This window comes from Ruegeria sp. BHSA162 (assembly GCF_059613385.1).
Window position 1 is genome coordinate 41,052 of the sequence record NZ_JBXWSK010000003.1, and the last position, 13,685, is coordinate 54,736.

13 protein-coding genes are annotated in these 13,685 nt (G+C 63.6%); 5 read left to right on the plus strand and 8 right to left on the minus strand.

The genetic code is table 11. From position 1 onward, the window contains the following. Nucleotides 1-19 precede the first annotated feature (19 nt). From AC2FM5_RS01740 to AC2FM5_RS01765, 6 genes are read right to left on the minus strand one after another with little or no spacing between them, the layout of a single operon-like run. Complete coding sequence (locus AC2FM5_RS01740; protein WP_170360667.1) at nt 20-1,081, minus strand: TRAP transporter substrate-binding protein; 1,062 nt, start codon at nt 1,079-1,081, stop codon at nt 20-22. Between the two features lie 25 nt (nt 1,082-1,106). Continuing rightward, nucleotides 1,107-2,396 carry a TRAP transporter large permease gene (locus AC2FM5_RS01745; RefSeq protein WP_496733557.1) on the minus strand — a complete coding sequence of 430 codons (1,290 nt, stop codon included), beginning with the start codon at nt 2,394-2,396 and terminating at the stop codon, nt 1,107-1,109. Then, the gene (locus AC2FM5_RS01750) at nt 2,397-2,984 is read right to left on the minus strand and encodes a TRAP transporter small permease (protein WP_005980318.1); all 588 of its coding nucleotides are present in this window, start codon (nt 2,982-2,984) and stop codon (nt 2,397-2,399) included. A 52-nt stretch (nt 2,985-3,036) separates the two neighbouring features. Further along, nucleotides 3,037-3,555, minus strand: a complete 519-nt coding sequence (locus AC2FM5_RS01755; RefSeq protein ID WP_170341184.1) for a flavin reductase family protein — start codon at nt 3,553-3,555, stop codon at nt 3,037-3,039. Next, nucleotides 3,552-4,442, minus strand: a complete 891-nt coding sequence (locus AC2FM5_RS01760; protein WP_496733560.1) for an aldo/keto reductase — start codon at nt 4,440-4,442, stop codon at nt 3,552-3,554. The genes AC2FM5_RS01755 and AC2FM5_RS01760 overlap by 4 nt, the downstream gene beginning before the upstream one ends. Beyond that, entirely contained in the window at nt 4,442-5,596 is a 1,155-nt protein-coding gene (locus AC2FM5_RS01765) for an LLM class flavin-dependent oxidoreductase (protein ID WP_496733562.1), read from the minus strand. The genes AC2FM5_RS01760 and AC2FM5_RS01765 overlap by 1 nt, the downstream gene beginning before the upstream one ends. 104 nt (nt 5,597-5,700) lie before the next feature. Between AC2FM5_RS01765 and AC2FM5_RS01770 the strand changes: the two genes are divergently transcribed. The 5 genes from AC2FM5_RS01770 to AC2FM5_RS01790 all read left to right on the plus strand — a co-directional run bounded on the left by AC2FM5_RS01770 (nt 5,701) and on the right by AC2FM5_RS01790 (nt 11,362). Then, nucleotides 5,701-6,411 (plus strand): GntR family transcriptional regulator, encoded by a 711-nt coding sequence (locus tag AC2FM5_RS01770; protein ID WP_093964188.1) that lies wholly within the window; start codon nt 5,701-5,703, stop codon nt 6,409-6,411. 13 nt (nt 6,412-6,424) lie between these two features. After that, nucleotides 6,425-7,525, plus strand: a complete 1,101-nt coding sequence (locus tag AC2FM5_RS01775; RefSeq protein ID WP_496733564.1) for a Gfo/Idh/MocA family protein — start codon at nt 6,425-6,427, stop codon at nt 7,523-7,525. Nucleotides 7,526-7,707: 182 nt separating this feature from the next. Continuing rightward, entirely contained in the window at nt 7,708-8,862 is a 1,155-nt protein-coding gene (locus AC2FM5_RS01780; RefSeq protein ID WP_170406165.1) for a phosphoserine transaminase, read from the plus strand. A gap of 68 nt (nt 8,863-8,930) precedes the next feature. Beyond that, on the plus strand, nt 8,931-10,526 hold the full coding sequence (gene serA / locus AC2FM5_RS01785) for a phosphoglycerate dehydrogenase (RefSeq protein WP_496733566.1): 1,596 nt from the start codon (nt 8,931-8,933) through the stop codon (nt 10,524-10,526). 107 nt (nt 10,527-10,633) lie between these two features. Beyond that, nucleotides 10,634-11,362, plus strand: coding sequence for a metallophosphoesterase (locus AC2FM5_RS01790; protein ID WP_170360686.1), 729 nt, complete (start codon nt 10,634-10,636; stop codon nt 11,360-11,362). Here the strand turns inward: AC2FM5_RS01790 and AC2FM5_RS01795 are convergent, their stop codons facing one another. Continuing rightward, a complete protein-coding gene (locus tag AC2FM5_RS01795) occupies nt 11,363-12,880 on the minus strand; it encodes a malonate--CoA ligase (RefSeq protein WP_496733568.1) in 1,518 nt (505 codons plus the stop codon). It lies immediately after the preceding gene. A gap of 77 nt (nt 12,881-12,957) precedes the next feature. Continuing rightward, nucleotides 12,958-13,662, minus strand: coding sequence for a histidine utilization transcriptional repressor HutC (gene hutC / locus AC2FM5_RS01800; RefSeq protein ID WP_170360690.1), 705 nt, complete (start codon nt 13,660-13,662; stop codon nt 12,958-12,960). Nucleotides 13,663-13,685 lie beyond the last annotated feature (23 nt).

Genomic DNA, 13,685 nt, shown 5'->3' on the forward strand with positions numbered 1-13,685 from the left:
CACCCCGGCCCGAACCGTATCAGTCCAGGTCGGCGGCGCGTTCCGCGTTGATCTCGGCCTCGGCCTCGGCCACGGCCGCGGTCAGAGCGCCATAGATCTCGTCCCCGCGCGCGACGTTCTGCTGGAACCAGTCATAGACCGGGGTCGCGGCCTGCTTGAACGCTTCTTTTTCCTCGGGGGTCGGCACGTACAGGTCGCCGCCACCGGCCACGAAATCCTCGTAGGCCTGGATCGACTTGCGCTTGGGCGAGGCAAAGGTGGCCTGCTGCAGCGCATAGAACCCATCGACGACGACACGGCGCAGGTCTTCGGGCATTTCCTGGAACTTGGCGTTGTTCATCCACCAAAGCGCGCCCATATAGGCGTGCCCGTCCAGCGTGACGTATTGCAGGCCGGCATCGGGGAATTTCATGCCCATGATGTCGGTGATGCCGTTTTTCGAGCCGTCAACCACGCCGGTCTGGAAACTGGTGAAGAGTTCCGGCCACGGGATCGGAGTGGGCGAGGCGCCCAGGGCCTTGACCAGTTCCTGCGGCAGGTCTGCGACCACGGTGCGGATCTTCAGCCCGTCCATGTCGGACGGCTGGGTCACGCGGCGCTTGGTGTTGGCGAAATTGCGCCAGCCGCCGGTGTTGCCAATGGTCATCAGGCGGATCGCGCCGCCCGAATCCTCCAGCGCCATTTCACGCATCTTGCGGGTGAAATCACCCGACAGGACCCGCTCGGCGATGCGGTCGTCGGCCATCAGATAGGGCAGGTCCAGAACCTGCACGTAAGGGAAGATGCCCGAGGCCCCGCCCGAGGTCGAGATGTAGATGTCGATGGTGCCGTCGGCCACGCCCTGCAGGCATTCGGCCCCGTTCGAGCACAGCTGCGTGCCGATGAACAGCTCGACCTCGATCGCGCCGTTCGAGGCGTTCTCGACGAAGTTCTTGAACACGACCAGGCCGTCATAGTCCTCGTCGTTTTCGTTCGAGTTGGCGGTGGCGCGCAGCGTATAGTCGGCCGCCGAGGCCGCCAGCGCCGAGGCCGCCACCAGCGACGTGGCCAGTGCTGCGGTTTTGAAGAATGTTCTGAGCATGCGTTTCCTCCCTGTGGTACTCAGTCTAGTTTGCAAACCCCGTCAGTCTCGGGATCGTCATGGATATTGCGGGGACATAGGTGATCAGGAAGATCACTGCGATTTCGACGGCCAGGAACGGCAGGATCGCCTTGGCGATGGTTTCCACCCGTTCGCGTGACACGGCGGCGGCCACGAACAGCACCAGCCCCATGGGCGGCGTGGCCAGACCAACGGTCAGGTTGACGCTCATGATGATGGCGAAATGGATCGGGTCGACCCCCAGGCTGGTGAAGATCGGGCCCAGGATCGGCCCCAGGATGATGATCGCCGGGCCTGCATCCAGGAACATGCCCACGATGAACAGCAGCAGGTTGATCAGGAACAGCAGAATCAGCGGGTTTTCGGACAGTCCGAGGATCAGCGCGGCCAGCTGCTCGGGCGCATGGCTGAGGCTGACCACGGTCTTGAACGCCATCGCGGCCCCCACCAGCAGCAGCACCACGGCCGAGGTCATGCCCGCATTGCTGAGGACGTTGGGCACCTCTTTCAAGGTCAGCGTGCGCAGCACGAAAAACCCGATGATGAAGGCATAACCGACGGCAACGGCTGCGGCCTCGGTCGGGGTGAAGATGCCGCCCAGAATGCCGCCCAGGATGATCACCGGCGTCATCAGCGGGAAAAAGGCCTTGAGGCTGGCCTGACCGCGCTCGGGCCAGGTGTATTTGCGGCTGGCCACCGGGAAATCATACCGGTTGGCCATGACCTTGATCATCAGCATCAGACCAATGCCCACCATGACGCCCGGCACGATGCCGGCCAGGAACAGGGCCGCGACGCTTTCGCCCATGACATAGGCATAGATGATCATGATCCCCGAGGGCGGGATGATCGGCCCGATGACCGAGCTGGCGGCGGTGATCGCGGCGGCGAACTTGCGGGTATAGCCCTGCTTCTCCATCGCCGGGATCAGCATCGAGCCCAGCGCCGAGGTATCGGCCACCGCCGAGCCCGACAGCCCCGCGAACAGGATCGAGCTAAGCACGTTCACATGCGCCAGCCCGCCGCGCAGGTGCCCCATCAGCGCCTGGCTGAACTCGACCAGACGGATGGTGATGCCGCCGCGGTTCATCAGCTCTCCGGCCAGCATGAAGAAGGGGATGGCCATCAGCGGAAAGCTGTCCATCCCGTTGTAGACATTGCGGTACAGCAGGGTGATGTCGTTGGTCTGGCCGTTCAGCCACAGCAGCAGGCCGGGTGCGGCCAGCAGCGCGAAAAAGACCGGCAGGCCGATCAGCAGAAACACCAGAAAGACGGGCAGGAACCAGACCAGCATCTATTCGGCCCCCACGGCGGCTTCGGGGATTTCGGGCAGCAGGTCACCGCCGCCCAGCATGGTGATGATCGACCGCAGGATCAGTTCGATGTTGACCGACAGCAGCAGGATCACGCCCACCAGCAGGGAGGCCATCATCCAGCTGCGCGGGATCCGGTACCATTCATCAAAGCCCAGCGAGGTGGGCAAATACAGCGCGGCGGTGGCGAAACGCCCGCCAAAACCGGTGACCTCGGACCAGCCGATGCGCACGGCGACCACCAGAACCGTCAGGCTGAGCAGCAGCAGAAACAGGTTCAGCAACTGGCCGGGTACGCGCGGCAGAAAGCGGACCAGCATGTCGATGGCCACGAACCCGCCGCGCCGGAATGCGGTGGGTGCCATCAGGCCCGTCATCCACAACATGCAGAACCGCGCGGCCTCGTCAGGCCAGGGCAGGGCGTTGCCCAGAACGTATCGGAAGAACACCTGAATCAGGATCGCGATCACCATGAAGGCGATCGCAACGACACCAACCGCGCGGCCCAGACGCAGCGCGGTTTCGTTCACGAATGCAATCGGCGCAAGCACCGACGTCAATCCGCCCATGCGGATCCTCCCTGTTCAGGCCGCGGGTTTGGCCCGCGACCGTGTCCCGCGCTTATTGGTGCGCGAATTGGCCGAGCTTGCCGGCGTAAAAGGTCAGCGCGTCTCCGTCCGCCATGCTGGCCCGCAAGACCTTGCCCACCACGATAACGTGATCGCCCGCATCGTGATACGCATGTTGTTCACATTCGAACCGCGCCAGGCATCCGCGCAGCAGCGGCGTTCCGTTTTCGCATCGGTCGTGGTCGATTTCGCGTAGGGCAAAGGCGTCTTTCGAGCAGCCAAAGCACAGCTCGGCCTGGTCGGCCGACAGAACATGAACACTGAAATGACGCGCCTTGTAAAAATAGGGGAACCGGCGCGAGTTCCGGTCGCCGGCCCACATCACCAAGGGCGGGTCCAGCGACAGCGAGGAAAAGCTGTTGGCCGTGATGCAGACCGGCCCGTCGGGGCTGTCGCACGTCACCACGGTAACGCCGGTGGCGAACCGGCCGAAAGCGTCCCGCAGGGTGCGGGTGTCGTCCTTGTGCGGAATGAAGGTGCGTGCCATGTCGTTCGAAAATGCGTTCATCATGGTACCTCATGCCCCAGCGCCGCCTCGTAGAGGCGGAACCAGACTTCACGATCCAGATTGACTTTGAGGGCGTCCGAAATGCGCTTGATGCGGTCCAGGCTATTGGTGCCCAGAACCGGCAGGATGCCGGCCGGATGGGCCAGCAGGAAGGCCACGGCCACCGCGGCCCGGTCGACGCCGAACTGCGCGCCGATCTCATCCGCGACCACGCCCACCGGAGGATTACCCGCCATCAGCGCTCCGCCGCCCAGCGGCGACCACGCCATCACCGGGTGGCCGTGATGCTGGTGAAAGGCCAGATCGCCATTGGTGAACGGAGCGATCGCGCCCAGAGAAATCTCGATCTGGTTGGTCACCAGCGGGGTCTTCATGGCCGATTGCAGCAGTTGCCAGTCCCAGGGGCGGAAATTCGACACACCCACCGCGCGGACCTTGCCGCTGGCCACGACCTCGTCCAGCGCGGCGCCGGTTTCATGGTGGTCCATGAACGGGTCGGGGCGGTGGATCAGCAGCAGGTCGATATGGTCGATCGCCATTTCCCGCAGCGAGGTGTCGACCGATTTCAGGATGTGCGCGCGCGAGGTGTCATAGTATTTCACCTTGGCATCCGCATAGCGCCCGCAGGGGGCGACGATGTCGCATTTGGTGACGATCTCCATCCGGTCGCGCAGGCCGGGATTGGCGCGCAGGGCGTTGCCCAGAATCGCCTCGGCGCCATAGTCGCCATAGATGTCGGCCTGATCGAAGCTGGTGATGCCCTGATCCAGACAGGCGTGGATTTTGGCCGCCACATGCGCGGCCGAGGTGTCGCTGTCATCGCCCAGCCGCCACATGCCATAGACAAGGCGGCTCAGTTCCAGGGTGTCGGAAAGCTTGATACGTTGCATCAACGACGAACTCCGTTGCCCAGCGGCGTCGCCGGGGTGTCAGCAGGAACCCTTCCATAGGCTTCGGGAAGGGAACAGGTTTTCAGATGCGGCATCACGCGGGTGCCGAAATGGCGGGCCTCGTCCATATGCGGATAGCCCGAGAAGATGAAGGCGCGGATGCCCATCTTCTGATACTCTTCGATCTTCGACAGCACCTGGTCGGTCGACCCCACCAGCGCCGCGCCGCAGCCTGACCGCGCCCGGCCGACGCCCGTCCACAGGCCCGGCTCGACATAGCCGTATTTGTCGGCCAGCTCGCGGTTCCTGGCCTGATGCGAAACACCGAGCGAGGTGGCGTCCAGCGCCCGTTCGCGGATTGCGCGGCCGTATTCGTCATCCAGTTTCGACACGATATAGTCGGCATATTCCTTGGCCTCGGCCTCGGTGTCGCGCACGATCATGTGCACCCGCAGGCCATAGTCCAGCGTGCGTCCGTATTCGTCGGCCACCGCGTGTACGGCCTTCATCCGCTCGGCCAGCTGGTCTTTGGTTTCGGGCCACATCAGATAGACGTCGCAATGTTGCCCGCACAGCTTCAGTGCATCGGGCGAATAGCCCCCGAAATACAGCAGCGGCCCGCCGATCTGATAGGGTTTGGCCGGATCGGTCGTCAGGCCCGAGAAATTGTAGACCTGACCCTGGTAATTGATCTCATCCTGCGTCCAGGCCTGTTTCAGAATCTCGACCACCTCGCGCGAGCGCTGGTAGCGATAGCTGCTTTCGGCCTTTTCCCCAGGAAAATCCGACGAGATGATGTTGACCGTCAGCCGCCCCTTCAGCATGTGATCCAGCGTCGCGATGGTGCGTGCCAGCATGATCGACTGCATCTCGCCGCAGCGCACGGCGGCCAGCAGGTTGATCTTTTCTGTGATCGGCGCGCAGCCGGCCACGAAACTCAGCGTGTCCTGCCCCACCTGATACGAGGACGGGCACAGGATGTTGCGAAAGCCCTGCGCCTCGGCCTCTTTCACGATGCCCGAGCAATGTTCCCAGCTGGAGCGCAGATCGCCGTCGGGCACGCCGAGAAACTGATAATCGTCCGAGCACAGCGCCGCGAACCACGAAACCTCGGCCGCATCCAGATCGGGGGATGTGATGGGGACGATCGTCATCTGATTCTCTCTCCTGCCGGGCTCAACTTTTCTCTTGCGTAGCAACCACATTGATGTAGATCAATAGTGTATCAATTTTTTCTGCGACCAAGTGAAGCGCCCGCGTGCCCCCATCCACCAGAAACCCCAACGCCCTGCCGATCTATGTGCAGATCGCCGAGCTGCTGATCCGCGACATCGCCGCCGGCCGGCTGATCGACGGCGAGCGTCTGCCGCCCGAGCGGGACATGGCGGCGCAGTTGAACGTCTCGGTCGGGACGCTGCGAAAATCGCTCGCCGAGCTGGAAAAAAAGGGGATGCTCGAGCGGATCCAGGGCTCGGGCAACTATGTGCGCGAGACCGGGACCCAGAACAGCGTCTATGCCATGTTCCGGCTGGAACTGCCCGAGGGCGGCGGCCTGCCGCGCGCCGACATCCTGTCGGTCGATCACCTGGACAAGCCCGCCGACCTGCCCGATTTCGGCACCTCGCGGCGCGGGTCGCGCGTGCGGCGGATGCGCTATCTGAATGACACAATCATCGCGGTCGAGGAGATCTGGCTGGACGAATCAGCCGGTCTGATCGATCGGCGGCTGCTGTCGGACTCGCTCTATCGCTATTACCAGCAGCAGCTTGGGTTCTGGATCACCCGCGCCGAGGATCGGGTTTCGGTCGGTCGGCTGCCCGACTGGACCCCCGCGCACTTCACCCGGCCGGCGGGCGAGACCGTCGGTTACATCGAGCGGTTCAGCTGGTCGGAACGGCCTGAACCCGTAGAGTTTTCGAAAACCTGGTTCGACCCGGACCGGGCAACTTACGTCCAACGACTGAAATGACGAGGAAACGCGCATGACCCGGACCATCAATTACGGGCTGATCGGATGTGGCATGATGGGGCAGGAACACCTGCACAACATCGCTCTGCTGGAGGGCACGCAAGTGGCCGCCATTTTCGAGCCCGACCCCGAGATGGCGCGCGCCGCGCAGGCGATTGCGCCGGGGGCCAGAATGGTGGCTTCGGTGCAGGATCTGCTGGCGGTCGAGGAGTTGGACTGCCTGGTCATCGCCAGCCCCAACCATCTGCATGTGGATCAGATCGCCCAGATCGCCCAGACCCGTCCCTTGCCGCTGTTGGTGGAAAAGCCGCTGTTCACCAACCCCGGCGATGCGGCCCGTTTGGCCGAGATCGAGCGCAGCTATCCCTGTCCGATCTGGGTGGCGATGGAATATCGCTACATGCCGCCCATCGCCGCCCTGATCACCGAGGCGCAGGACACCAGCGGCGGGGTCAAGATGCTGAGCATCCGCGAACACCGCTTTCCGTTCCTGGAAAAGGTCGGCAACTGGAACCGGTTCAACCGCAACACGGGCGGCACCTTCGTCGAGAAATGCTGTCATTTCTTCGACCTGATGCGCCTGATCCTGCAATCCGATCCTGTACGCGTCAGCGCCAGCGGCGGGCAGGCCGTGAACCATCTGGACGAAACCTATGACGGCGAGACGCCCGACATCCTCGACCACGGCTATGTCATCGTCGATTTCGCCTCGGGCGCGCGGGCGATGCTGGAGCTGTGCATGTTCGCCGAAGGTGCGCAGTATCAGGAGGAAATCTCGGTCGTCGGCCCCAAGGCCAAGATCGAGGCGCTGGTCCCCGGGCCGGGCCGGTTCTGGCCCGAACATCTGGGCGCGCCGCCGGTGCCGCAGCTGATCGTCAGCCCGCGCGACCCCAAGGGCCCTGTCGCCCGCGACATTCCCGTCGACCCGCGCCTGCTGGCGGCGGGCGACCACAACGGCTCGACCTTCTATCAGCACCAGGGCTTTCTGGCGCTGGTGCGCGGTGAGCGCGACGCCCCGGATGTCAGCCTGACCGACGGCATGTGGGCAGTACGCATGGGTCTGGCGGCGCAGCAATCGCTGGCCACGGGCGAAACCGTCCGGCTGGATCGCTGAGGTCTTTCTGCGGGTGCAAAATGCGCCGATCGGAAACCTGTGTTCCGATTTGGCGTCACCGCCCGTGTCGTTTTTGATATTCAAAGCGTCTTTTTCGCTTGCCCGCCCAACCGCGGCCCCCTAGGTCTGGCCGCGGGACACCCCTCCCCAACGAGGGGCGTATATCTGGAAGGGTAACACCAATGACCATCGAACGACCGGCAGCGCGGCCGGCCAATCCGCGTTTTTCCTCGGGCCCCTGCGCCAAACCCCCTACATTCGAGCTGAACAAGCTGGCTGGTGCCGCGCTGGGCCGATCGCACCGCGCCGCCGTCGGCAAGGACAAGCTGAAGGCCGCCATCGAAGGCACGCGCGAGCTGCTGGGCATTCCGGCCGACTATCGCATCGGGATCGTTCCGGCCTCGGATACCGGCGCGGTGGAAATGGCGCTGTGGTCGCTTCTGGGCGAACGCAAGGTCGAGATGCTGGCCTGGGAAAGCTTTGGCGCGGGTTGGGTTACCGACGTGGTCAAACAGCTGAAGATCGACGCCGAGGTGAAAACCGCCGATTACGGGCAGATCGTCGATCTGGCGTCCATCGATTTCAACAATGACGTGGTCTTTACCTGGAACGGGACCACCTCGGGCGTGCGGGTTCCGAATGGCGACTGGATCGCCGATGACCGCGCCGGCCTGACCATCTGCGACGCCACCAGCGCCGCTTTCGCGATGGACCTGCCCTGGGACAAGCTGGATGTCACCACCTTCAGCTGGCAGAAGGTTCTGGGTGGCGAGGCCGCACATGGCATGCTGATCCTCAGCCCCCGCGCGGTCGAACGGCTGGAAAGCTATACCCCCGCGTGGCCGCTGCCGAAGATCTTCCGTCTGACCAAGGGCGGCAAGCTGATCGAGGGCATCTTCCAGGGTGCCACCATCAACACGCCGTCGATGCTGGCGGTCGAGGATTACCTGTTCGCGCTGGACTGGGCGCGCTCGGTCGGCGGGCTGCAGGGCCTGATCGCCCGCGCCGATGCCAATGCGCAGGCGATTTTCGAGTTCTGCGACCAGAACGATTGGATCGACAACCTGGCCGAGGACCCGGCCACCCGGTCGAACACCAGCGTCTGCCTGAAATTCACCGATCCGCGCATTCGCGACGGCGCCAGCTTTGCCAAGGCGGTCGCCAAGCGGCTGGAGGCCGAGAACGTGGCGCTGGACATTGGCGCCTATCGCGACGCGCCGGCCGGGCTGCGCATCTGGTGCGGCGGCACGGTCGAAACGTCCGACATCCAGGCGATGCTGCCCTGGCTGAAATGGGCGTTCGAGGCCGAGATCGCAGCCCAGGCCGAAGCCGCCTGACTCCTTTCCCCGACAAGATCCGGGCCGCGTCCGGCCCGGAGTCATCATTCCATTCAAGGACCACGCACATGGCCCCCAAAGTACTCGTATCCGACAAGCTCAGCGAAACCGCGGTTCAGATCTTCCGCGACCGCGGCATCGACGTGGATTTCATGCCCGACGTGGGCAAGGACAAGGAAAAGCTGGTCGAGATCATCGGCAACTATGACGGCTTGGCCATCCGCTCGGCCACCAAGGTCACCGAGAAGATTCTGGAAAAGGCCGACAAGCTGAAAGTGATCGGCCGCGCCGGTATCGGCACTGACAACATCGACAAGGACGCGGCCTCGAAAAAGGGCGTGATCGTGATGAACACGCCCTTCGGCAACATGATCACCACTGCCGAGCATGCCATCGCGATGATGTTCGCCGTGGCGCGTCAGATCCCCGAGGCCAATGCCAGCACCCATGCAGGCAAGTGGGAAAAGTCCAAGTTCATGGGGGTCGAGCTGACCAACAAGACGTTGGGCGTGATCGGTGCCGGCAATATCGGCGGCATCGTCTGCGACCGGGCGCACGGGTTGAAGATGAAGGTCATCGCCTATGACCCCTATCTGGGCCAGGAGAAGGCCGACAAGATGGGCGTGGAAAAGGTCGAGCTGGACGAGCTGCTGGCACGGGCCGATTTCATCACCCTGCACGTGCCGCTGACCGACCAGACCCGCAACATCCTCAGCCGCGAGAATCTGGCCAAGACCAAGAAGGGCGTGCGCATCATCAACTGCGCCCGCGGCGGTCTGGTCGACGAAGAGGCGCTGGCCGAACTGATCAAATCCGGCCATGTCGCCGGCGCGGGGTTCGACGTGTTCAGCGAAGAACCGGCCAAGGAGAACCCGCTGTTCGGCCTGCCCAACGTGGTCTGCACCCCGCATCTGGGCGCCGCGACCACAGAAGCGCAGGAAAACGTGGCGCTGCAGGTGGCCGAGCAGATCTCGAACTATCTGCTGACCGGGGCGGTCGAGAATGCACTGAACATGCCCAGCGTCACCGCCGAAGAGGCCAAGGTCATGGGACCGTGGATCAAGCTGGCCGGCCATCTGGGCAGCTTCATCGGCCAGATGACCGACGAGCCGATCAAGGCGATCAACATCCTGTATGACGGCGTGGCGGCGCAGATGAACCTGGCCGCGCTGAACTGCGCGGTGGTGGCGGGGATCATGAAACGCTCGAACCCTGAGGTGAATATGGTCTCGGCTCCGGTCGTGGCCAAAGAGCGCGGCGTCAAGATCTCGACCACCAACCAGGACAAGTCGGGCGCCTTCGAGGGCTATATCAAGGTGACCGTGGTGACCGACAAGCGCGAACGCTCGATCGGGGGCACCGTGTTCAGCGACGGCAAGCCGCGCTTCATCCAGATCAAGGGCATCAACATCGATGCCGAAGTCGGTGCGCACATGCTGTACACCACCAACGAGGACGTGCCGGGCATCATCGGCACCCTGGGCAAGACCATGGGCGAGCATGGCGTGAACATCGCCAACTTTACCCTGGGCCGCGCCCAGGCGGGGGGCGAGGCGATCGCGCTGCTGTATGTTGACGAGCCGGTTCCGGCAGAAGCCCGCGCAAAGCTGGCTGAAACCGGGCTGTTCACCCAGATCAAGCCGCTGGAGTTCGACGTGGTCTGATCCGGCAAGACCCGGATGAAAGCGATTGACGCCTGCACCCACCCGGTGCAGGCGTTGTCGTTGCAAAGGCCCGCAAATCCAACCCCGCCTGGAACGGAGACATGGACATGACCGCGCCCACCTACGCCATCGGTGATCTGCACGGCCAGACGGCCGAGTTCGACCGCGCCCTGTCCCTGATCGAACAGGATGGCGGGCGCGATGCGCGGATCGTGTTTCTGGGCGACTACGTCGATCGCGGCCCCGACAGCAAGGGCCTGCTGGACCGGCTGATTGCCGGGCGCGACGCCGGGCGGAACTGGGTCACGCTGCTGGGCAACCATGACCGGATGTTCGCGTGGTTCCTGCAGGATGAGCCGCGCCATGATCCGCATCTTCTGGTCGGCTACCACTGGCTGCACGAGCGGCTGGGCGGCACCGAAACCCTGCGCAGCTATGGCGTCGAGTTCGAAGACCGCACCCGGCTGCAGGATGTGCATCGCGCGGCCGTTGCGGCAGTGCCGGTCGCGCACAGGGCTTTTCTGCGCGACCTGGTGCGGATGCATCAGACCCCCGAGATTGCCTTTGTCCACGCCGGCATCCGGCCGGGCGTGCCGCTGGGCGCGCAGGCCGAGGACGATCTGGTCTGGATCCGTCAGAGTTTTCACGCCTGCGAAACCCCGCACCCCAAGCTGATCGTGCATGGCCACACGGTGGTGGACCGCCCCACCCATTACGGGAACCGCATCAACCTGGACAGCGGCGCGGGCTATGGCCGCCAAACCGGGGTTGCCGTGTTCGAGGGGCGCGACTGCTGGCTGCTGACCGAAGCCGGACGCGTGCCGCTGCGCCCCTGATCAGCCGCCCGCGAACATGTTCTTGTAGGCCTCGCGGAGGGCGTTTTTCTGCACCTTGCCCATCGTATTGCGCGGCAGTTCGTCCAGCAGGATCAGCCTGCGGGGATGTTTGAAACGGGCAAGGCTTTGGCTCACCGCCTCCATGATCGCATCCAGATCCGGCGCCGCGCCGGCCTCGGGCACCAGGATGCCCAGCACGGTCTCCCCGAAATCCGGGTGCGGTACGCCGATCACCGCGCTTTCCAGCACGCCGGGCTGGTCATCCAGAACCAGCTCGACTTCCTTGGGATAGATGTTGTAGCCGCCCGAGATGATCAGGTCTTTGCCGCGCCCAACGATATGCACATAGCCGTCCGCGTCGATGCGGCCCAGATCACCGGTGATGAAGAACCCGTCCTCGCGCAGTTCGGCGGCGGTTTTCTCGGGCATCTGCCAATAACCCTTGAACACGTTCGGGCCGCGCACCTCGATCATGCCGATCTCGCCCTGCGGCAGCGGATCGCCCGTTTCGGGGTCGGTGATCTTCAACTCGACCCCCGGCAGCGAAAAGCCCACGGTTCCGGCCCGACGTTCGCCGTCATAGGGGTTCGAGGTGTTCATGTTGGTCTCGGTCATGCCATAGCGTTCAAGGATGCGGTGACTGGTGCGTTGCTCGAACCGCGTGTGGGTTTCGGCCAGCAGCGGCGCCGAGCCGGAAATGAACAGCCGCATGTGCCGGGTCAGATCTCCGGTGAACCGGTCGTCGTCCAGAAGCCGGGTGTAGAAGGTCGGCACCCCCATCATCGAGGTGGCCTTGGGCATCAGGCGCAGGATGTCGTCCAGATCGAAGCCCGGTAGAAAGATCATCGATCCACCGGCCGACAGCATGACATTGGTGGCCACGAACAGGCCGTGGGTGTGAAAGATCGGCAGCGCGTGCAGCAACACGTCGTCCGCGGTGAAGCGCCACTCCTGCACCAGCGTTTCGGCATTCGACAGCAGGTTCGCCTGCGTCAGCATGGCACCCTTGGACCGCCCGGTGGTGCCCGATGTGTAAAGGAAAGCTGCGAGGTCATCCTCGGTCCTATGCGCGGGTTCGAAGGCTGGCAACATCCCAAGTGCGCGCCGCATCAGGCTGCCGGAACCGTCCGCGTTCAGGGTTTCGAGCATTGCATTCTGCGCTTGGGCAATCGGCTCGATATCGGCTTGTGAATTGGCATCCGCGACAACCATCCGAGCACCGCTGTTTTCGATGAAATACCGCAGCTCGTCTGTCGTGTAGGCGGTGTTCAGCGGCAGAAATATCAGCCCGGCCTGAACGCAGGCTGCATAAAGCGCCAGCGCCTCGGGCGATTTCGCGACCTGCACCGCAACGCGGTCATCCGGTTCCAGTCCGCAGGCCGTCAAAGCGTTGGCGATCCGGGCCGCCATGTCCAGGAAATCGGCATGTGAGAGAACGCGTCCGTCCGGCAGATGCAGGAACGGCGTTGTCTTACCCGCGTGAATGCCGAAAAGTCGATCGTATAGCGGGTTGCTCATCCCGTTCTCCGTGTTGCCGTTGCTCGGTCAAGGCGAACCTGTACCGGAATCGGGCCGCGGTAAAGGCCCGGACAGCCTCAGAACCGGGTGGTCATCCGGTAACCGGCCGCGAAATACATCTTGGCGAAGGTAACTGGGCTGCCTTGCAACCAGGTGATACGTTCCGCGGTAAAGACCGGCTCGCCAACCGTTACGTCCAGAAATCCGGCCAGTTCGGCATCGGCGCGGCTTGCCAGAAAAGACAGCTCGACATTGGTGAAGGGGACCGTCTGAATCAGCCATTCATTGGGTCCCAGCGTCGAGAAATCAGCCTGTTCGACAGCCGGAACGCTGGCCGTAACGATCCAGCGATCCTCGAACTGAAACGGGGTGTTGTCCGAAAAATGCATGCACCGAACATGCATCACCCGCCGATCCGATCCCAGCGCCAGCCGCGCGGCCAGCCAGTCGGGCGCCTGTTCGGCTTGGGCTGAGACAAGTGCATAGCGGTAGGTGCCGCTCAGAGCCTCGACCTCTTCCCGGACCAGCGGGATTGTGAACCGGGCCTGTCTCTGCGGCGCGCTCAGCACCCGGGTACCGGCCTTGCGGCGGCGTTCCAGAAATCCTTCCTCGGCCAGTTCGCGCAGCGCCCGATTGACCGTTGTACGCGTGCAGGAAAACTCGACCGCAAGGTCCTGCTCGTTGGGCAGCAACATGTCCGGCAGCCACTGGCCCGAGCGGATGCGGTCAAGCACAGTCTGCTTGATTTCCTTGTAGCCGGTCGTGTCAGCGGTCTGGGTCATCTTGATCTCAACTCAGTTCTTTG

What these genes read in the sequence shown, in the direction of transcription:
- AC2FM5_RS01740 (WP_170360667.1), bottom strand. Translation starts at nt 1,081, where the DNA reads ATGCTCAGAACATTCTTCAAAACCGCAGCACTGGCCACGTCGCTGGTG.
- AC2FM5_RS01745 (WP_496733557.1), bottom strand. Translation starts at nt 2,396, where the DNA reads ATGCTGGTCTGGTTCCTGCCCGTCTTTCTGGTGTTTCTGCTGATCGGC.
- AC2FM5_RS01750 (WP_005980318.1), bottom strand. Translation starts at nt 2,984, where the DNA reads ATGGGCGGATTGACGTCGGTGCTTGCGCCGATTGCATTCGTGAACGAA.
- AC2FM5_RS01755 (WP_170341184.1), bottom strand. Translation starts at nt 3,555, where the DNA reads ATGATGAACGCATTTTCGAACGACATGGCACGCACCTTCATTCCGCAC.
- AC2FM5_RS01760 (WP_496733560.1), bottom strand. Translation starts at nt 4,442, where the DNA reads ATGCAACGTATCAAGCTTTCCGACACCCTGGAACTGAGCCGCCTTGTC.
- AC2FM5_RS01765 (WP_496733562.1), bottom strand. Translation starts at nt 5,596, where the DNA reads ATGACGATCGTCCCCATCACATCCCCCGATCTGGATGCGGCCGAGGTT.
- AC2FM5_RS01775 (WP_496733564.1), top strand. Translation starts at nt 6,425, where the DNA reads ATGACCCGGACCATCAATTACGGGCTGATCGGATGTGGCATGATGGGG.
- AC2FM5_RS01780 (WP_170406165.1), top strand. Translation starts at nt 7,708, where the DNA reads ATGACCATCGAACGACCGGCAGCGCGGCCGGCCAATCCGCGTTTTTCC.
- serA (WP_496733566.1), top strand. Translation starts at nt 8,931, where the DNA reads ATGGCCCCCAAAGTACTCGTATCCGACAAGCTCAGCGAAACCGCGGTT.
- AC2FM5_RS01790 (WP_170360686.1), top strand. Translation starts at nt 10,634, where the DNA reads ATGACCGCGCCCACCTACGCCATCGGTGATCTGCACGGCCAGACGGCC.
- AC2FM5_RS01795 (WP_496733568.1), bottom strand. Translation starts at nt 12,880, where the DNA reads ATGAGCAACCCGCTATACGATCGACTTTTCGGCATTCACGCGGGTAAG.
- hutC (WP_170360690.1), bottom strand. Translation starts at nt 13,662, where the DNA reads ATGACCCAGACCGCTGACACGACCGGCTACAAGGAAATCAAGCAGACT.